Annotated in this window: 16 protein-coding genes; 10 read left to right on the forward strand and 6 right to left on the reverse strand. The window is 58.3% G+C overall.

Annotated features, from left to right (window positions below; translation table 11 throughout):
* Window positions 1–119 precede the first annotated feature (119 nt).
* From AACX78_RS15980 to AACX78_RS15990, 3 genes are all read left to right on the forward strand, one after another.
* On the forward strand, window positions 120–761 hold the full coding sequence (locus AACX78_RS15980; protein ID WP_159166793.1) for a TetR family transcriptional regulator: 642 nt from the start codon (window positions 120–122) through the stop codon (window positions 759–761).
* A 203-nt stretch (window positions 762–964) separates the two neighbouring features.
* Window positions 965–1,633, forward strand: coding sequence for a class I SAM-dependent methyltransferase (locus AACX78_RS15985; RefSeq protein ID WP_159166794.1), 669 nt, complete (start codon window positions 965–967; stop codon window positions 1,631–1,633).
* Window positions 1,634–1,750: 117 nt separating this feature from the next.
* On the forward strand, window positions 1,751–2,929 hold the full coding sequence (locus AACX78_RS15990; protein WP_159166795.1) for a dicarboxylate/amino acid:cation symporter: 1,179 nt from the start codon (window positions 1,751–1,753) through the stop codon (window positions 2,927–2,929).
* Window positions 2,930–2,992: 63 nt separating this feature from the next.
* Here AACX78_RS15990 and tesB read toward each other — a convergent pair whose 3' ends face one another.
* The 6 genes from tesB to rnm form a co-directional block, all read right to left on the reverse strand.
* On the reverse strand, window positions 2,993–3,856 hold the full coding sequence (gene tesB / locus AACX78_RS15995; protein WP_159166796.1) for an acyl-CoA thioesterase II: 864 nt from the start codon (window positions 3,854–3,856) through the stop codon (window positions 2,993–2,995).
* 203 nt (window positions 3,857–4,059) lie between these two features.
* Window positions 4,060–4,983, reverse strand: coding sequence for a 23S rRNA pseudouridine(2605) synthase RluB (rluB, locus tag AACX78_RS16000; protein ID WP_021139995.1), 924 nt, complete (start codon window positions 4,981–4,983; stop codon window positions 4,060–4,062).
* A 142-nt stretch (window positions 4,984–5,125) separates the two neighbouring features.
* Window positions 5,126–5,695 carry an SMC-Scp complex subunit ScpB gene (gene scpB, locus AACX78_RS16005; RefSeq protein WP_021139994.1) on the reverse strand — a complete coding sequence of 190 codons (570 nt, stop codon included), beginning with the start codon at window positions 5,693–5,695 and terminating at the stop codon, window positions 5,126–5,128.
* 98 nt (window positions 5,696–5,793) lie between these two features.
* Window positions 5,794–6,678 carry a segregation and condensation protein A gene (locus tag AACX78_RS16010; protein ID WP_201302879.1) on the reverse strand — a complete coding sequence of 295 codons (885 nt, stop codon included), beginning with the start codon at window positions 6,676–6,678 and terminating at the stop codon, window positions 5,794–5,796.
* Complete coding sequence (locus AACX78_RS16015) at window positions 6,671–7,291, reverse strand: L-threonylcarbamoyladenylate synthase (protein ID WP_159166798.1); 621 nt, start codon at window positions 7,289–7,291, stop codon at window positions 6,671–6,673. The genes AACX78_RS16010 and AACX78_RS16015 overlap by 8 nt, the downstream gene beginning before the upstream one ends.
* 136 nt (window positions 7,292–7,427) lie before the next feature.
* Complete coding sequence (gene rnm, locus AACX78_RS16020) at window positions 7,428–8,309, reverse strand: RNase RNM (protein ID WP_159166799.1); 882 nt, start codon at window positions 8,307–8,309, stop codon at window positions 7,428–7,430.
* Window positions 8,310–8,746: 437 nt separating this feature from the next.
* Here rnm and AACX78_RS16025 point away from each other — a divergent pair, with 437 nt between their 5' ends.
* The 7 genes from AACX78_RS16025 (at window position 8,747) to AACX78_RS16055 (ending at window position 19,026) form a co-directional block, all read left to right on the forward strand.
* Window positions 8,747–10,384, forward strand: a complete 1,638-nt coding sequence (locus AACX78_RS16025; protein WP_159166800.1) for an anthranilate synthase component 1 — start codon at window positions 8,747–8,749, stop codon at window positions 10,382–10,384.
* Between the two features lie 80 nt (window positions 10,385–10,464).
* A complete protein-coding gene (locus AACX78_RS16030) occupies window positions 10,465–11,064 on the forward strand; it encodes an aminodeoxychorismate/anthranilate synthase component II (protein ID WP_005359135.1) in 600 nt (199 codons plus the stop codon).
* Between the two features lie 15 nt (window positions 11,065–11,079).
* The gene (gene trpD, locus AACX78_RS16035; RefSeq protein ID WP_159166801.1) at window positions 11,080–12,108 is read left to right on the forward strand and encodes an anthranilate phosphoribosyltransferase; all 1,029 of its coding nucleotides are present in this window, start codon (window positions 11,080–11,082) and stop codon (window positions 12,106–12,108) included.
* On the forward strand, window positions 12,108–13,616 hold the full coding sequence (trpCF, locus tag AACX78_RS16040) for a bifunctional indole-3-glycerol-phosphate synthase TrpC/phosphoribosylanthranilate isomerase TrpF (protein WP_201302880.1): 1,509 nt from the start codon (window positions 12,108–12,110) through the stop codon (window positions 13,614–13,616). The genes trpD and trpCF overlap by 1 nt, the downstream gene beginning before the upstream one ends.
* Window positions 13,617–13,701: 85 nt before the next feature.
* Window positions 13,702–14,895, forward strand: a complete 1,194-nt coding sequence (gene trpB, locus AACX78_RS16045; RefSeq protein WP_068977078.1) for a tryptophan synthase subunit beta — start codon at window positions 13,702–13,704, stop codon at window positions 14,893–14,895.
* Entirely contained in the window at window positions 14,892–15,698 is an 807-nt protein-coding gene (gene trpA, locus AACX78_RS16050) for a tryptophan synthase subunit alpha (protein WP_159166802.1), read from the forward strand. The genes trpB and trpA overlap by 4 nt, the downstream gene beginning before the upstream one ends.
* A gap of 1,156 nt (window positions 15,699–16,854) precedes the next feature.
* On the forward strand, window positions 16,855–19,026 hold the full coding sequence (locus tag AACX78_RS16055) for a Z1 domain-containing protein (RefSeq protein ID WP_159166803.1): 2,172 nt from the start codon (window positions 16,855–16,857) through the stop codon (window positions 19,024–19,026).
* The last annotated feature ends 100 nt before the right edge of the window (window positions 19,027–19,126 follow it).

Raw genomic sequence — 19,126 nt, forward strand, 5'->3', positions numbered from 1 at the left:
TCAATGAATAACCACAGGGTTTACGGTCCCTGTTGGTAAAATCGGAAAGATGAGGCAATATACATACATTCACGAATGTATGTAAGTGACTTTTTTACTTTTACAAGGCGCAGATATCGATGGCCAGAAGAACCAAAGAAGAGGCGCAGCAGACCCGCTGCCACATCATGAGTACGGCCCTTAATCTGTTCTGTTCACACGGCTTGGCCAAGACCAGCCTGACCGATATTGCCAGGGCCGCCGATCTGACCCGTGGCGCCATCTACTGGCACTTCAAAAATAAAGAAGAGCTGTTCGTCTCCTTGTGGGAGGAGCTGTGCCAGCCGCTCTCCCATCAGCTGGGAGCCTGCATCGATGCCCAGGAAACCGACCCCCTTGGCAAGCTGCGCCACTTCCTCAAGGAGGTGCTAATAAATATCAATACTCATCCGGCCCACCAGCAGATGTTCAGCATCATGTTCAATCTGGAGTCGCTGGAAGGGGAAGCCATTTCGTTGCGTGAGCATATGCGTTTACAGGCAATCGTTTTTTTCCGTGATCTGGAAACCGCCCTTGGTAATGCAGTACGGCGGGGACAATTGCCCGCCGGGATCGACCTACCCCGCGCCGCCACCCTGCTGCACTGCACCCTGGATGGCTACATCATCAACTGGCTGCACTTCCCTGAGCGTATCAACCTGACCCGCGAGGCCGATTTCCTGCTCGACAGCCTGTTTACCCTGATAGCCCTGCCAAACGGCCCGGCCACCCGCCGCCCCTGATCTGCCTGGGCCAGCCCCGAGCTGGCCCGCATTCCTTGCTGGCAAGGCGCAGTGGGATCTTGCCCAGCTTCTTGCTCAGCCAGGAGGTAGTCACAGCGTCACGGGTCAGTGTCCACCCAGGCGGTATTATTTCGCTTACCTGAGCCTTTGGTAGCCCGCCGCCAAATTTGCTAGAGTAGCGCCCCCGAAAGAAGGTGCCTGCCATGTCCATATCGCCACTGCCCAACCATGATGCTTCCCCCAGTCTGCCATCTGTGGCGGATCCAGGCACACTGTCAGCCCGTCAGCGTTTTCTGAAACCGCTGGCGGCAGGCGCCCATCTGCTGGAAGCGGGCTGCGGAGCGGGCGAGGATCTGCTCTTTTTCCGGCAGCAGGGGTTCATGGTCACCGCCTTTGATGCCAGCCTGGCCCAGGCGAAGCTGGCCTCGCGCCGCTGCAGCCAGCCGGTGCGTGTCTGCCGATTCGAGCAGATGCACAACGTCCTGCCCTTTGACGGCATCTGGGCCAGCGGCTCCCTGCCCTGCCTGGTCGAGGAGGCGCTTGCCCCCGCCCTGATCCATCTCGCCAGCCTGCTCAAACCCCGGGCGCCGCTCTACTGCTCCTTCCCTTATGACGAGGGAAAATCCGGCAACCCAGTGGCCTCCTCACAGGACGAATACCCGCTGCAGACCCGGCTCGATGAAGCCCGCCTGCAACAACTGATCGCCCCCCTGCCGTTTGAGCTGCATCAGAGCTGGTGCAGCGAGGATGCCAAGCACGGCCGCTGGCTGCATGCCCTGCTGATCCGCCTACCCGATCTCGCCCCCACCACGAATCAATATCGCCGCCGTCGCTTCAAGGGGCCCATCCCCCGCAATTCATCATCCAGCTAACAATATTTAACTCTGAGTTAACCAGGTGTTGGGAGACAAGATGCGGCACTTGTGTTAAAAAGCGGCATTAAAATTAGAATTAAATAACAAATCAGACACTAACACCTGGATTTCCTTATGAAACTTGTCCTCAAACTGGTTGCCGGTATTCTTGCCGGTCTCTTGCTCGGTCTCTACGCCCCGGAATGGATTGCACGCCTGCTGTTTACGGCCAAGACAGTCATAGGTCAGCTGATCACCTTCACCATTCCGCTCATCATTCTGTTCTTCATCATGAGCGGTATCGCCAGCCTGCCGAAGAACTCCGGCAAGCTGCTGGGCAAGACGGTGGCTCTCTCTTATTGCTCCACCATACTGGCAGGTCTGTTCGCCTTCACAGTGGCAAGCCATCTGATCCCGCTGCTGACCACAGCCGCAGAGCCCACCACGGAAACCGCCGTAAAGCTTGCCTCCTACATCAATCTGGAGATACCACCGCTGTTCGGGGTCATGTCTGCCCTAGCCGCCGCTTTCGTGTTCGGCATCGGCATCAGCGCCACCCAGGCCACCGACCTGCGCCGGGTCGCCGATCAGGGCCGTGACATCATAGACCGCCTGCTGGCCCGCGTGATCATTCCGCTGCTGCCACTCTACATCGCCGGTGTCTTCGTCGAGATGACGGTGGAGGGCACCGTCTTCGCCACCCTGAAGACCTTCGGCGTTGTGCTGGTGATGGCCATTGTCATGCACTGGTTCTGGCTCAGCGTGCTGTTCGTCGGCACGGGTCTGGCGCTCGGTCGCTCACCCGCCATGCTTATCAAGAACATGCTGCCCGCCTACTTCACCGCTCTCGGCACCATGTCCAGCGCCGCCACTATTCCGGTTGCGCTGCAGGCCAGCAAGAACAACGGCGTGAGCCATGGCATCGCCAACTTCACAGTGCCGCTGTGCGCCACCATCCACCTGTGTGGCTCCACCATCACCCTGGTGACCTGTGCCACCGCCGTCATGTTCCTCTCCGAGCACCTGGCCATTCCCGGCTATGGCACCATGCTGCCCTTCATCATGATGCTGGGCGTCATCATGATAGCTGCACCGGGCGCACCGGGTGGCGGCGTCATGTCGGCCCTGGGTCTGCTCACCTCCATGCTGGGTTTCGGGGAAGCCTCCATCGCCCTGATGATCGCCCTCTACCTGGCGCAGGACAGCTTTGGCACCGCCTGCAACGTCACAGGTGACGGCGTCATCGCCCTCTGGGCCGACCGTTTCGCCCAGGGTGGGGAAGCACAGCTCGCCCCCGAGCGTGAAACGGCCTGATTGCCGGTTCGGAAAACAAAACGGGAGCCACTGGCTCCCGTTTTTTATGGCTGGCATCTGAGGTCAACCGCGTCGGCGGATCACCCCTTCCTGCGCCGTGCTCGCCACCAGCACCCCATCGCGGGTAAAGAACTGGCCGCGCACCAGACCGCGGCCTGCGCTGGCACTCGGGCTGTCCACCACGTAGAGCAGCCAGTCATCCAGCCTGAAGTCCCGGTGGAACCACATGGAGTGATCTATGGTGGCTACCTGCATGTCCGGCTCCCAGTAAGAGACACCATGGGGCTGCAGGGCGGTAAACAGGAAGTGGAAATCGGAGGCATAGGCCAGCAGGTACTTGTGGACCCGCTGATCATCCGGCATCTGGCCATTGGCCTTGAACCAGACATGGCGCAGCGGCTCGTGCACATCCGGACGGATCGGGTCGACCAGGGTCACAGGGCGAATTTCGATGGGTTTCTCGCACATGATCTTGTCGCGCAGGGCGGGCGGGATCTGATGCTCGTAGGGACGCACCAGATCCAGTTCGCTCTTGAGCTGCTCGGGTGGGGTGATCCCCGCCGGCATACTTATCTGATGCTCGAACCCTTCGGCCTCGACCTGGAACGAGGCGTTGAGATAGAAGATGGGCTTGCCACCCTGGATGGCCTTGACCCGGCGGGTAGAGACGGTCTGACCGTCGCGGATATTCTCCACGTCGTAGATGATGGGACGATTGGCATCACCGGGGCGCAAGAAGTAGGAGTGAAAACTGTGCACCTGACGATCGGCGGCCACCGTCTGTTTAGCGGCTGACAAGGCCTGCCCCATTACCTGTCCGCCAAACACGGCCCGCAGACCGAGATCCTGGCTCTGGCCCCGAAACAGGCCCTCCTCGATTTTCTCGAGCGCCAGCAGGGCCAGCAGCTCATCAAGTACCTTGCTCATTATTATCTCCTGTATCAGTGCCGCAAAGGCTAACAAGCCCGCTCTGGCAGAGCAACCTTGCCCCTCTCCCGCAGCGGGTCCGCCGGGTGGTTTAATTCAGCAAGGAGGGGATTGGAATAATAAACGGCAAACAGCAGCAACAAAAAGGCCCGCCTGAGAGGCGGGCCTTTCCTTGTATGAACCCATGAGGCTCGGCGCAATGCTTACTTGCTGCCGGTACCCGAGTTGCGGGTAGAGGAAGTTGGCTTGCGGCGGGCCGTGGTGCTGCGGGCGCGCGGCTCCATACCCTGCATGTCCTTGTGACGCTTGACGGCACGACGGATCTGGGCAGCCTGCTTGTGACGGGTGCTCTTGCCATCCTGCTGCAGGTCGACCTTGGATTCGGTCTCCGGCGGCATGTTGACCAGGCCGCGCAGGTAGTTCACTTCCGGCAGTTTCAGCTCCTGCCAGCCACCGCGGGGGATGCCACGATCCAGGGTGACGTCGCCGTAGCGCACCCGCATCAGGCGGCTCACCTGCACTTCCTGGGATTCCCACAGGCGGCGCACTTCACGGTTGCGACCTTCGGTCAGGGTGACGTTGAACCACTGGTTCAGACCTTCACCGCCGGCCGGTTTGATCTTGTTGAACTTGGCCATGCCATCTTCCAGCTGCACGCCTTTGCGCAGGCGCTGCAACATGGCTTCGGTGATCTCGCCAAACACGCGCACCGCGTATTCGCGCTCCACTTCGTGACTCGGGTGCATCAGGCGGTTGGCCAGTTCACCGTCTGTGGTGAACAGCAACAGGCCTGAGGTATTGACGTCGAGACGGCCTACCGCGATCCAGCGGGCACTGTCCAGCTTGGGCAGACGATCGAACACGGTCGGACGACCTTCCGGATCGTGACGGGTACACATCTCCCCTTCGGGCTTGTGATACGCCAGCACGCGGCAGATCATCTCTTCCTCGGCACGGGTCTTGACCGTATGGCCATCGACACGGATCACGGCGTTCACTTCGACGCGATCTCCCAGTGTGGCGACCTTGCCATCCACACTGACCCGACCTGCGGTGATCAGGGCCTCCATCTCACGACGGGAGCCGTGACCCGCGCGGGCCAACACTTTTTGCAGTTTTTCACTCATCGGGGTTACCTGATTGTTGATCGCTGCCCGTCAGCATAACGGGCAACGTTGACTACTGTGCCAGATCCCGTCAGGGCAATCCGGCACCACTTTGATCATTAAGAGACCTGGCCCACGCCTTGGCAAATGCCAACGACATGGATCAGGTTTCACGGCCCTCAGCCGGCATAACGGCCAGGGGGGTTTGCAGTTCAGGATCCAGCTCGGGGAGCTGATCCAGGCTCTGCAGATTGAAATAATCCAGAAATTCCCGGGTGGTGGCGAGCAGCTCCGGGCGACCCACCACCTCCTTGTGACCAACGCTGCGCACCCAGCCACGGTCTTTCAGGGTATTCACTATCTGGCTCGACACCGCCACCCCGCGGATGGCTTCGATCTCGGCCCGGGTGATGGGCTGCCGATACGCAATCAGCGTCAGCGTCTCCATCACGGCGCGCGAATAACGGGGAGCCCGTTCGCTCCAGAGCCTGGAGAGCTCCTCGGCATACTCCTGGCGCGCCTGAAAGCGCCAGCCGGAGGCAACTTCTTTAAGCTCCACTCCCCGCTCGCTGTAATCCTGTCGCAATTCGGCCAGCAGCAGCTGAATATAGCGGCCGGTGACGGGGTAATCCGCCAGCACACCGCTTTTCAGCTCGCTCACAGTCAAGGGGCGCCCGGCAATAAAAATCGCGGCTTCGACCAGCGTCTTGAGTCGTTCAGCGGGCAGCGCCACGGTTGCCCTCCTTGCTCATGACGTCAGGCGGGCTGGGCAACGGGAAATGCACGCCCCCCCCGGCAAGTTGGCTGCGAGGAAGTGACAAAGAAAACAACTCAGTGCGCATGTTCACGCTCCCCGGTCTCCTCTTGGCTCGCCAGGGCAAAATGGATCGGACCCAGGGGTTCAGCCTGCAGGATCCAAATCAGGGACTCCTTGCACAGCTCCAGCAGCGCCAGAAACGTCACCAGCACCCCCATGCGTCCCTCTTCCATTTTGAGTACCTGTTCCAGCCGCAATGTCTGGCCCAGAGAGAGCATGGCCAAGATCTCCGCCATGCGCACCCGGGTCGGGATCTGCTCACGGCGGATCTGGTGATGTTCGAAATGAGTCGCGCGTTTTACCACACTTTGCATGTAAAGGGCGAGCTCAACCAGTGAAACATCGGGAGTCAGTGGCTTGAGAGAGCCGAAATCCGGCGGCAGGGCGGCGGCGATATAAATCTCCCGCTCCACTCGTGGCAAGGCATTGAGGCGCTCGCCCCCCACCTTGAAGCGCTCATATTCCTGCAGTCGACGAATAAGGGTGACGCGGGAATCTTCTCCCTCCTCTTCATCCTCAAGCTCGGGGGCCTTGGGCAGCAAAAGACGGGATTTGATCTCCGCGAGCCAGGCCGCCATCAGCAGATATTCAGCCGCCAGCTCCAGATTGAGCCCCTGCATCAGCTCCACGTACTCCATGTACTGGGCGGTGATCTGCAGGATTGGCAGGTTCAGGATATCCAGCTGCTGGCGCCGAATGAGATAGAGCAGCAGATCGAGGGGCCCCTCGAAGGTATCGAGAAACACTTCCAGCGCATCGGGCGGAATAAACAGATCCTGGGGCAGCTCATGGTAGGGCTGCCCCAGCACTTTCGCGATGGGGGATGGGGCAAGCCCCTCCCCCATGGTGACCTGTGCTGGCGTGGCCATCACAGGTGCCGGGTCGGCAGTATCACTCAAACGGCGTGGGATCCCCGGCACCGCGACGACGCAGCACTGTCTCGTCGTCGGAGAAGTCCACCACTGTGGTGGGCTGCTCGCCCAGATAGCCACCGTTGACCACCAGATCCAGCTGTTTGCCCAGCTTGTCGAAGATCTCTTCCGGGTCAAACTCCGCCATCTCCGAACCCGGCAGGATCAGGGTGGTGGAGAGCAACGGCTCACCGAGCGCTTCCAGCAGGGCCAGCGCTATGTTGTTGGCCGGCACCCGGATGCCGATGGTCTTCTTCTTCTCGTTCATCAGGCGGCGCGGCACTTCCTTGGTCGCCTTGAAAATGAAGGTGTAGGGCCCGGGTGTGTTGCCCTTGACCAGACGAAACGCCGTGTTGTCCACCTTGGCATAGGTAGAGATCTCGGAGAGATCCCGGCACACCAGGGTGAAGTCGTGGGTGGGTTCAATGCGACGGATGCGGCAGATGCGCTCCAGCGCGCCCTTGTCACCCATCTGGCAACCGAGCGCATAGCCGGAATCGGTCGGATAGGCAATGACGCCACCGTTCTGGATGATCTGCACCGCCTGGCCGATCAGACGGGCCTGGGGGTTTTCCGGGTGTACGTAAAAATGCTGACTCATAGCTCGTTCTCGCAATGGGGGCGGCAATGCCTGCCCGCTCGTATGGTCACGGGTTCCAGACCCATGACGCTACCTTAACCTGTTTGACGCCGGTTTACCCTCCCATGCAACAGAGGGCCAACCGGCAGACCCCGTGCTAGCGACTGGCCAGCAGGGTGGCGTGCTGCTCGGTGGTGAGACCAAAGTGGTCCGGATAGGCCAGCCAGAGCGGCATGCCTTCTTTTGGCAGCCAGAGGTGGCGGCCCAGCTCGGTCCAGCTGGACGGAAAATGAAAATCAGACCCCACCGAAATATAGAGGTCGTGATCCTTGGCCCACTGGCCCAGATTGGCCCGCTCCTGCGGACTTTGCTGGGGAAGTGACACCTCCATGGCATCGCCACCGGCCGCCTTGAAGGCCACCAGCAGCCGCTTGATCCACTTGGCGGTGAGATCGTAACGGCTGGGGTGAGCCAGTACCGCCAACCCACCGGCGGCGTGAATGGCGGTGATGGCCTCGTTCATCTCGGGCCATTCGGCCGGGGCATAACCCTTATTGCCACGGCTCAGGTACTTTTTGAAAACCTTCTGCATGTTGTCGGCCACACCGCGCGCCACCAGCACACGGGCAAAATGGGCCCGGGTCACGGCAGCATCACCGGCAAGCGCCTTGGCCTCTTCATAGGTGCCGGGGATGAGGCACTTCTCCAGACGGCGCCCTATTTCAAGTGCGCGCGTCTCGCGGCGAGCCCGTTGGCCCGCCAAAAACGCCACCAGCTGCGGATTTTTTTCATCCACCCCCAGCGCCACCACATGGATCTCGTGGTGCTCCCAGCCGGTGGAGATCTCGACCCCGCTTACCAGTCGTAGCGGCAGCTGCTCGGCTTCGATGGTACTGCGTACTTCATCAAGCCCATCAAGGGTATCGTGGTCAGTGACTGCTAACACCTCGACCTGTTTTTCGGCGGCGCGGCGCACCAGATCGGCGGGGCTCAGCACGCCGTCGGAGGCAGTGGTATGGCAGTGAAGATCGAATCTCATCAGGTTATTCCGCTCTCATGGTCAGGTCCCCATCGGGATAGATAGGCAAAAAAGCGACTTGACTTGGCCGCGGCTTTATCGTTTTCTGTAGGCACTTCATTGCAAACATCTTTTTTACAGGACTTTATCATGCAAACGACTTCCATCCTGACCATCTGGTGGTGGCACACTCCCTGACATGCGGGCGTGTGGTCGTTGCTGTATCTGTAATCTGACAGCAAATTAAGAACCCAAAGAAAAAGCCCGCTGACCCCAGCGGGCTTTTTTATTATCCGGCAAATGGACCTGTGATGAAACCGAGAATTCAGACAAGAACACTGACATGGCGATGGCAACCCAACTGAAGCTGCCAAACCAACGTAATTTCTAAGGCATTTTTTCAAGGAATTCAATGTCATGAACATCGGTAAAACGCATCACACGCAAGGGAACGCACTATGACCGTCAATACGACTCGCTTGCCCCTGGGTGAATTCGATACCCTCAAGCTCAATGCCCCCTATGTGGCCGACCCGCTGGCGCTCTATACCCAGCTCTGCCAGGGGCGCCCCAACAACCTGCTGCTGGAATCGGTCGAGATCGACTCCAAGGCGGGCAAGCAGAGCCTGCTGCTGGTCGATGCCTGCCTGCGCATCGAATGTCGGGGGCGTACTGTGCGGGTTCGCACCCTGAACGACAACGGCGCCCAGTTGCAGAGCCTGCTGGCCGAGCGTCTGCCCGCCGTCATCAGCCAGACGCTGGTGGATGGCGAGTTGCAGCTCGACTTCCCCGCCTCCGATCGGGCACTGGATGAAGACAGTCGCCTCAAGGGAACCAGCGTGCTGGACGTGCTGCGCACCCTGCAACAGGAGCTGCAGTGCCAGCTGGGTAAAGAGGCACTGTTTATGGCGGGCAGCTTCGCCTATGACCTGATCGCCTCCTTCGAGGATCTGCCAGAGGTGCCGGAGGGGAGCAACAACTGCCCCGACTACTGCTTCTACGTGGCCGAAACCCTGATCACCATCGACCATATCGCGCGATCCACCCAGTTGCTGGCCTGCATCTTTGGTGGCGACAGCGACGAAAGCCATGTGGATGACAGATATGCCCGTCTCACCGAGCGACTCACCGACTTCAAACAGATTTGCCAGCAACCCCTGAGCGCCGAGCTGACCACCCAGCCCCTGACCGGCGGCATGAGCGTGGACAAGGGTGACAAGCAGTTCTGCGCCGAGGTGGAGAAGCTCAAGGGCTTTATCCGCCGGGGCGACATCTTCCAGGTGGTGCCGTCCCGCTGCTTCTCCCTGCCCTGCCCGAGCCCGCTGGCCGCCTATCGCCGCCTCAAGCAGACCAACCCCAGCCCCTACATGTTCTACGTGCAGGATGAGAACTTCACCCTGTTTGGCGCCTCGCCGGAGAGCGCGGTCAAGTTCTGCGCCGCCAGCCGCGACGTCGAGATGTACCCCATCGCCGGTACCCGCCGCCGGGGCTTCAACCCCGATGGCAGCATCAACCGGGATCTCGATGGTCGCATCGAGCTGGAGCTGCGCCAGGATGAAAAAGAGGTGGCCGAACACCTGATGCTGGTGGATCTGGGTCGCAACGATATAGCCCGTATCTCGGAGCCCGGCACCCGCTACGTCAAGGAGCTGCTGAAAGTGGATCGCTACAGCCACGTGATGCATCTGGTCTCCAAGGTGGTCGGTACATTGCGCTCTGACCTTGACGCCCTGCACGCCTATCAGGCCTGCATGAACATGGGCACCCTCACCGGCGCCCCCAAGATCCGCGCCAGCGAGCTCATTCGCATGGTGGAAGGCAAACGCCGTGGCAGCTATGGCGGCGCCGTCGGCTACATCAATGGTGCGGGGGAGATGGATACCTGCATCGTCATTCGCTCCGCCTTTGTCAAAGATGGGATGGCTCATGTGCAGGCCGGTGCCGGTGTGGTCTACGACTCCAAACCCCAGGCCGAAGCGGACGAAACCCGCGCCAAGGCGGCCGCCGTGCTGGCCGCCATCGCCGCCAGCCATGGCACCTCACTGCAAGCCCTGAGCGCCCAGCAGGAGCAACATAAGGACGTGAGCCATGACTGATATCTTCCTGCTCGATAACTTCGACTCGTTTACCTACAGCGCCCCGGCCGATCAGTTCCGCACTTCGAAGGAGCAGCATCATGACTAACATCTTCCTGCTCGATAACTTCGATTCGTTTACCTACAACCTGGTCGATCAGTTCCGCTCCCTCGGCTATCCGGTGCGGATCTACCGCAACAGCCTGCCGGCCAGCCGCATAATGAGCGAGATCGCAGCCTGTGAAGGGGACGCCGTGCTGGTACTCTCGCCGGGCCCGGGCGCCCCCCACGAGGCGGGTTGCCTCATCGACCTTATCAAGCTGGCTCGTGGTCAGGTGCCCATCCTGGGTATCTGTCTCGGCCATCAGGCCCTGTGCGAAGCCTACGGCGGCACCGTCGGGGCGGCGGGCGAAATTGTCCACGGCAAGCGTTCGCTGATTGAGCACAACGGCCATGGCGCCTTCGCCGGTCTGCCGAGCCCGCTGCCGGTGGCCCGCTACCACTCGCTGGTCGCCACCTATGTACCGGAAGAGCTGACGGTGATTGCCCACTATCAGGGCATGCCCATGGCCATCGAGCAGCAGGATGAGCGGGTTTTGGGCTTCCAGTTCCACCCGGAATCCATCATGACCTCGGAAGGGGCCCGTCTGCTGACTCAGGCGCTCGCCCATATCACCCGCCCAGAAAGCAGCGTGCGTTAAGGTAAGGAGACCAACATGCATCAACATCTCAACACCCTCTATCAGGGTCAGTCTCTGAGCCGTGAAAGCACCCGTGACGCCTTCGGCCAGGTGGTTCGTGGCGAAGTGGATCCCATAGTGCTCGCAAGTCTCTTGACCGCCCTCAAGATCAAGGGGGAGACACCGGAGGAGATCGCTGGCGCCGCCGAAGCGTTGCTGGCGGAAGCGCGCGACTTCCCGCGTCCGGATTATGAGTTTTGCGACATAGTCGGTACCGGTGGCGATGGCCTCAACACCATCAACGTCTCCACCACCTCGGCACTGGTCGCCGCCGCCTGCGGCCTGAAAGTGGCCAAGCACGGCAACCGCTCGGTATCGAGCAAGTCGGGCTCGAGCGATCTGCTCGACAAGATGGGCATCAAGCTCGACATGAGCCCGGCGCAGGCGCGCCATTGCCTGGACGAACTCGGCATCTGCTTCCTGTTCGCCCCCCAGTACCACGCTGGCGTGCGCCACGCCATGCCGGTGCGCCAGGCCCTCAAGACCCGCACCCTGTTCAACGTGCTGGGGCCGCTCATCAACCCCGCTCGCCCCACCTATCAGCTGATGGGGGTCTATGCCCCCGAGCTGGTGCGCCCCATCGCAGAAACCCTGCTGGCACTGGGGCTGAAAACCGGTATGGTGGTGCACGGCGCCGGGCTCGACGAGATTGCCATCCACGGCCCGACCCAGGTGGCCCAGATCCGTGACGGCGAGATCCGCGAATTCATGATCACCCCGGCTGACTTTGGCCTGGAAACCTATCCGGTCAGCGCCATTCAAGGGGGCGAGCCCGAAGAGAACCGCGCTATCACAGCCGCCATTCTGGCAGGGCAAGGCACTCCAGCGCACAACGCCGCCATCGCCGCCAACGTGGCCCCACTGCTGCTGATGGCGGGCAAGGCCGCGGATCTCAAGAGCGCGGCGGCCGAGGTGCTGGCAGTGCTGGCGAGCGGCAAGGCGGCCGAGCTCGCCGCCAGGCTCGCCATTCTAAGCCATCAGGAAGCGGGCCATCAGGAGGCATGATGTCAGCCACTACTTCGCACAGCACTCATTCAGATCGCCCGCAGGGCAATAGCCAGTTTCGCAAGGATAACGAGATGTCAGACCCCATTGCCCCCCATGCTTTTCTGAATATGGCCTCCATCAACCAGACCATTCTCGGCAAAATCGTGGCGGCCAAGCAGGAGTGGGTTGCGGCCCGCAAGCTGGCCCAGCCGCTGGAGAGCTTCCAGAGTGAACTGGTAGCAAGCGATCGGGATTTTGTCGGTGCGCTCAAGGCCGGTTCCACCCGCTTTATTCTGGAGTGCAAGAAGGCCTCCCCTTCCAAGGGGCTGATCCGCGACGATTTCAGCCCGGAGGCGATCGCCGATATCTATGGCAAATACGCCACCGCCATCTCTGTACTGACCGATGAGAAGTTCTTTCAGGGGGATTTCGCCTTTTTGCCGCGAGTGCGCGCCCGCGTCCAGCAACCGGTGCTGTGCAAGGATTTCATGATCGACCCCTATCAGCTCTATCTGGCCCGCCACTATCAGGCGGACGCCATCCTGCTGATGCTCTCCGTACTCACCGACGAGGGCTATCGCGCCCTGTTCGCGGTGGCCAAGGAGCTCGGCCTCGGCGTGCTGACCGAAGTGAGCAACGAGGAGGAGCTGACCCGTGCCATCGCGCTGGGGGCGCCGGTGATTGGCATCAATAACCGGGATCTGCGGGACTTGAGCGTGGATCTCAACCGCACCAAACAGCTGGCCAAAGATATTCCGGGCGATCGGGTGGTGATCAGCGAATCCGGCATCAAGGATCGCACCCAGGTCGCCGACCTTCACCACCATGCCAAGGGCTTTCTGGTGGGCTCTTCCCTGATGGAGGAAGCCGATCTGGAGGCCGCAGTGCGCAAGCTGGTGCTGGGCCAGAACAAGGTATGCGGCCTCACCCGCGCCGACGATGCCGCCGCTGCCCATCAGGCAGGCGCCGTATTCGGCGGACTCATCTTTGTCGCCAAGAGCCCGCGCTATGTGGACATTCCCACCGCCCGTACCGTGATGGCGGGTGCGCAGCTCTCCTATGTGGGGGTGTTTCGCAATACCCAGCAAGAGACCATCGCCAAAACGGTGGAGGCGCTGGGACTGGCCGCAGTGCAACTGCACGGGGATGAAGATGCCGCCTATATCGACAACCTGCGTCTGCTGCTGCCTGCAAGTTGCCAGATCTGGAAAGCTGTGGGCGTCTCTCTTGGCAAGGACAGTGGCGAGCCGCTGCCCGCCCTCGACTATCCGGCGGATCGCCTGCTGCTGGATACAAAAGTGGGCAGCCAGAGCGGCGGCACGGGTCAGGCGTTCGACTGGGCCCTGCTGGCCAATCTCGATAAAGCCAAGCTGATGCTGGCAGGCGGGCTGAACCCCGACAACGCCCTGCAGGCGGCTCAGGTCGGCTGCCTCGGCCTTGATTTCAACTCCGGGGTGGAAAGCGCCCCGGGCCAGAAAGATCCACACAAGCTAGCTGCGGCCTTTAGCGCCCTGCGCGGCTTGTAACAGTGCCCTTCGCCTCTTTGAAAGCGCAGAGCGATAACACCGAATTTAATAATGTCTTTTTGATTCAAGGTATAAGGAAGAAACCATGACCCTGCTCAACCCGTTTTTTGGTGAATTTGGCGGTATGTATGTGCCCCAGATCCTCATCCCCGCCCTGCTTCAGCTGGAAAAAGCCTTTGTCGATGCCCAGGAAGACCCGGCCTTTATTGCCGAATTTCAGGAGCTGCTGACCGAGTATGCCGGTCGCCCGACCCCGCTCACCCTGACCCGCAACCTGACCAAGGGCACCAAGACTCGCCTCTACCTGAAGCGTGAAGACCTGCTGCACGGCGGCGCCCACAAGACCAACCAGGTGCTGGGTCAGGCGCTGCTGGCCAAGCGGATGGGCAAAACCGAGATCATCGCCGAGACCGGCGCTGGTCAACATGGCGTCGCCACCGCACTGGCCTGTGCCCTGCTCGGCCTCAAGTGCCGGGTCTACATGGGTGCCAAGGATTGCGAGCGCCAGAAGCCCAACGTGTTTCGCATGAAGTTGATGGGCGCCACCGTCATTCCGGTGCACTCCGGCTCATCCACCCTCAAAGATGCCTGCAACGAGGCGCTGCGTGACTGGGCTGCCAACTACGACTCCGCCCACTACCTGCTCGGCACCGCCGCCGGTCCGCACCCCTTCCCCACTATCGTGCGGGAGTTCCAGAAGATGATCGGCGAAGAGGCCAAGGCCCAGTGCTTCAAGAAAGAGGAGCGGCTGCCCGATGCGGTGATCGCCTGCGTCGGCGGCGGATCGAATGCCATCGGCATGTTTGCCGACTTCATCGACAACAAGGAGGTGCGCCTGATCGGGGTCGAGCCGGGTGGTCACGGCATCGAGAGCGGTGAACACGGTGCGCCGCTCGGTCACGGCAGCAAGGGGGTCTTCTTTGGCATGCACTCCTACCTGATGCAGGACAAGCAGGGGCAAATTCAGGAGTCCTACTCCGTCTCGGCGGGGCTGGATTTCCCCTCCGTCGGCCCGCAGCACGCCCATCTGGCCTCCATCGGCCGCGCCGAGTATGTCTCCATCACCGACAAGGAGGCGCTGGACGCCTTCCAGGAGCTGGCCAAATCAGAAGGGATTATCCCGGCGCTGGAGTCCTCCCACGCGCTGGCTCACGCCCTCAAGATGGCCCGCAGTGAACCGGAGAAAGAGCAGGTGCTCATCGTCAACCTCTCCGGCCGTGGCGACAAAGATATCTTCACCGTTGCCGACATTTTCGAGAAAGAAGGAACCTTGTCATGAACCGTTACGCACAACTTTTCTCACGTCTGGATGCGGTCAATCAGGGCGCCTTTGTACCGTTCGTGATGCTGGGTGACCCCACCCCCGAACTCTCCCTGGCCATCGTCGATGCCCTGGTCGAGGGGGGCGCCGATGCCCTCGAACTCGGCATTCCCTTCTCCGATCCGGTGGCGGACGGCCCCACCATTCAGGGCGCAGCTCTGCGCGCCTTCGAGAGCCACACCACCCCGGACGACTGCTTCGAGCTGCTTGGCCGGATCCGCGCCAAGTACCCGCAACTGCCCATTGGCCTGCTGGTCTACGCCAATCTGGTCTATGTGCGCCAGATCGACGGTTTTTATGAGAAGTGCCAGCAGGCGGGCGTGGATTCGGTGCTGGTCGCCGACGTGCCGGTGCAGATGTGCGCCCCCTACAAGGCGGCCGCCGACAAGTTCGGCATCGACAGCATCTTTATCGCCCCGCCCAATGGCGATGCCGAGACCCTGAAACAGGTGGCGGAGCTGGGCAGTGGTTACACCTATCTGGTGAGCCGCGCTGGCGTCACCGGTGCCGAGACCAAGGCCGGCATGCCGGTGGATGGGCTGATCAATACCCTGCGCGAGTTCAAGGCGCCCCCCACCCTGCTCGGCTTTGGCATCAGCGAACCGACTCAGGTACGCGAAGCGATTGCCGCTGGCGCCGCCGGTGCCATCTCCGGCTCCGCCGTGGTGAAGATCATCGAGACCCACCACCAGAACCCGGAGCATATGCTGACCCGCCTGAAGGAATTTGTGGAAGGGATGAAGGCGGCGACAAATCGATAAGGGCCGGCATGGGTCACATGCCATTGACCGTGAGTGCGGAAAGGGAGCCTGATAGGCTCCCTTTCTATTTTTTTGCTTGTTGCCGCCCCAGCGTCTTTGTCCCCTCTCCCCTTGGGAGAGGGTCAGAGTGAGGGAACCCCTAATCCCCCGGCGTTATCGAATCGTAGGTTCGAATAGCGCAGCGTATTCGGACGTTCGCGGATTGGATGTGATGGCGCGGCGTTACCACGCAGTGGAACACCGTAGGGTGCAATAAGCGCAGCGCATTGCACCGCAAGACATAGTTGCTCCACGACAACAGACTCTCGCCGGATTCCTGAGCCAGCGGCTGGCCCCTTGATGCGGCTTCGCCGCATGGGACGCGAGGGCGCTGCCCTCGACGGGGTTTCGCCCGCCCTTCGGGCGTGGGCGAGTGACTTTGGAAAGACCCGCTCTCTTTGGCAAATAACACCAAAGGTCTTCTCCCCCGCTTATTCGCCCGACTAACGTCGGGTACCTTCGGCTCATCCTCTTGTCCAACGGCACGCGCCGATGGGCCGTCCATGGCCCAGCGCCGCTCGCTCGGCATCCTGCCTCGCGGCCTGGACAAGAGGCCTCGCCTCAGCGAATAAGAGGGGGATCAAAACCGTGCAACCGTGCCCCCCCCCTCTCCCCTTGGGAGAGAGCTGGAGTGAGGATATCTTCGCATTCACTAGCAAAGCGAGTGATCACCCAGCACTGGGTGCAATGACTAATTTGTTGATCCAGCACAGATTCCCGCTAAACCCCTCTTCTCAACCCGCCAGACTCCCCCTTAAGATAGCCAAACGACAATCCATCTCTCGGGAGAGCGCCATGACAGCGATTGTTGCTTTCTCGTAGGTTAAAAGCAGCAGACTGGAGGCTGTAACTCAGGGGCGGTAGCGTGGCTGTTTGTAGGTTGGCACAGAGCGTAGCGAAGCCCAACAGGCGAATATTATTACTCCACCCAGAGCTGGATAAATAAGGATGTGGCTGATCCGTAAAACAGCTTTCAGATATATTCGCGGTAAACGTTGGGCTTCACTTCGTTCAGCACCAACCTACGATTTTTAACCCAACATACGAGATTTATAAATAGAGCTAACTGAGAACAACATCACCAGCTAACACATTTATCGTTATAAAAAGAGGTTTTATGGAAAACTTAATAATCAATGGTGCTTTCTATAATCATTTTCTTAAATCAGCTCAATTCCCTTATACTGATATTGAACGTAGATGTATTGAGTCTACAGTTGTTAAGTTAAACCGTCATAAAACTCAGGGTGATCATCCTGGTATGTTGTTGGGGAAAATTCAGTCAGGAAAAACTAAAACTTTCATGGCTATTGTTGGGCTTGCCTTCGATAATAATTATGATATATCAGTTATCCTGACAAAGGGCACTAAAGCCTTATCCAAGCAGACCCAACAGAGAATTCAGAGAGAGTTCAAGCCCTTTTGTGAACAAGACGATGTCTTGGTATTTGACATCATGCATATGCCAACGGAGTTAGTTGGTTATGAACTGAAGAAAAAGATCATCTTAGTAGCCAAGAAGCAAAAGGATAACCTAGAGAAATTAGTCCATATTTTTTCGACAAAATACCCTGAACTGGCACAAAAGCGTGTGCTTCTTATTGACGATGAGGCAGATTACGCCAGCGTCGGTTTTAAAAAACAGCAGGGGGAGATTGATGCAAATCTTACTGCTGTAAAACTAGAAGAGTTACGCACTTACGCCACTGCCGCATCGTTTTTACAAGTCACAGCCACACCATACGCTCTTTATTTACAACCAGATAACACTGAAATTCATGGTGAGACTTTTAAGCCAGTAAAGCCTGCTTTTACCGAGTTAGTCCCAGTAAATGATGCTTATGTAGGAAGCGATTACTATTTTTCCGACTCAGAGCAAGAGGATACTGTCGCAAGTTATCTTTACCATCCTCTTGCACTAACAGAATTACATGTTATGAAACAGCAGGATAGGCGGCGTTTTAAGCTAGAGGATGTACTTACCTCTAATGCGATAAAAGGACTACGAACTGCTTTTTTGAATTTTTTAGTTGGTGGTGCGATCCGTCAATTGCAATCAAAGCAAGCTCAAGAGGGCCATCAAAAATTTAGTTTTTTAATTCATACTGATGTATCAAAATCTACTCATGGCTGGCAAGAGCAAATTATTCAAGAACTGAGCGAGAAAGTTAAGGCTGCAGCTGAAAATACTAGTGACATTTTCCAATATCTTGTGAAGGATGCATATGATGGTTTGGCTAAATCGGTTTGCCTTGCGGGATATTTAATGCCGCAATTCCCTGCCGTGCTTGAGCGTTGTCGCGAAGCATTGTGTGATGGGGAACTGATAATTACCACGGTCAATTCAGAAAAAGAAATTGAGTCACTACTAGATGATAGTGGTCAGCTAAAACTACGTACACCATTGAATATATTTATTGGCGGCCAAATTTTGGATCGAGGTATAACCATTGGTCGTCTTATTGGATTTTACTACGGAAGAAAACCTGCAAGATATCAACAAGATACTGTGCTTCAACATTCTAGAATGTACGGTTATCGCTCTAACGAAGATTTAGCTGTAACTCGTTTTTACACCGAACCCACAATTTATAGCGCAATGAGAAGTATGCATGAGAGTGACATAGCTCTTCGTGAAGCAATAGAGAATAACCCAGAGCAAGGTGTCGTGTTCATTCAAAAAGCCAAAGATGGCTCAGTTATTCCTTGTAGCCCCAACAAAATACTCCTCACTGAGACCACAACACTAAAACCACACAAGAGATTATTACCTGTTGGATTCCAAACACAGAGTAAAGGTAAAACTAGGGATATCACTGACAAAGTCGACACTATGTTAGCTATTCTTCATCCAAGTGGCGCGAGTAAAGAGCCATTTCTGATCCCAACAACTAAGGCCCATGAAATTCTGACATTAATAGAAGAAGTTATTCTCATGGCTGAGGATGAAGGATACAGCTTTGATTGGCAAAGTGTGCACTCAGCTATTGATTACTTGGATAAACGTTCATCAACTCCAGGTAAAATTTGGTGCTTGTGGCTCACTGGCCGTAACAACAGCCGCCTAGCTGGGGAAGGAAGTCACACACGCTATGTCGCAACACCAGATACAGCCACAACCGAAGGCAAAATAGCACGAGAAACCGCAAAAGATTCACCCATGCTAATGCTATTTAGGCAAAATGGCGATGAAGAACGAGGTTGGAAAGGTGCCCCTTTTTATTGGCCATTACTCTGGGCCCCAGCCAACACTCCAGTTGCTATTTATGCCAATCAAACCAGTGAATAGCTGAGTTAACATAAGACAAAATGAAATAATTAGAACACCCACCTTTCTAAGCAAGCCGCAGCATAGTCAGCACGCAGGAAGGTGGATGCTCTATATCGAT

The organism is Aeromonas sp. 9A, from assembly GCF_963900955.1.
GTDB classification, from domain to species: Bacteria; Pseudomonadota; Gammaproteobacteria; order Enterobacterales; family Aeromonadaceae; genus Aeromonas; species Aeromonas salmonicida.

Coding starts and splice junctions, on each gene's coding strand:
- trpD (WP_159166801.1), top strand. CDS start 11,080: ATGCATCAACATCTCAACACCCTCTATCAGGGTCAGTCTCTGAGCCGT.
- AACX78_RS16025 (WP_159166800.1), top strand. CDS start 8,747: ATGACCGTCAATACGACTCGCTTGCCCCTGGGTGAATTCGATACCCTC.
- AACX78_RS15985 (WP_159166794.1), top strand. CDS start 965: ATGTCCATATCGCCACTGCCCAACCATGATGCTTCCCCCAGTCTGCCA.
- trpA (WP_159166802.1), top strand. CDS start 14,892: ATGAACCGTTACGCACAACTTTTCTCACGTCTGGATGCGGTCAATCAG.
- AACX78_RS16015 (WP_159166798.1), bottom strand. CDS start 7,291: ATGAGTCAGCATTTTTACGTACACCCGGAAAACCCCCAGGCCCGTCTG.
- rnm (WP_159166799.1), bottom strand. CDS start 8,309: ATGAGATTCGATCTTCACTGCCATACCACTGCCTCCGACGGCGTGCTG.
- tesB (WP_159166796.1), bottom strand. CDS start 3,856: ATGAGCAAGGTACTTGATGAGCTGCTGGCCCTGCTGGCGCTCGAGAAA.
- trpCF (WP_201302880.1), top strand. CDS start 12,108: ATGTCAGCCACTACTTCGCACAGCACTCATTCAGATCGCCCGCAGGGC.
- AACX78_RS16030 (WP_005359135.1), top strand. CDS start 10,465: ATGACTAACATCTTCCTGCTCGATAACTTCGATTCGTTTACCTACAAC.
- AACX78_RS16055 (WP_159166803.1), top strand. CDS start 16,855: ATGGAAAACTTAATAATCAATGGTGCTTTCTATAATCATTTTCTTAAA.
- rluB (WP_021139995.1), bottom strand. CDS start 4,983: ATGAGTGAAAAACTGCAAAAAGTGTTGGCCCGCGCGGGTCACGGCTCC.
- AACX78_RS15980 (WP_159166793.1), top strand. CDS start 120: ATGGCCAGAAGAACCAAAGAAGAGGCGCAGCAGACCCGCTGCCACATC.
- AACX78_RS15990 (WP_159166795.1), top strand. CDS start 1,751: ATGAAACTTGTCCTCAAACTGGTTGCCGGTATTCTTGCCGGTCTCTTG.
- trpB (WP_068977078.1), top strand. CDS start 13,702: ATGACCCTGCTCAACCCGTTTTTTGGTGAATTTGGCGGTATGTATGTG.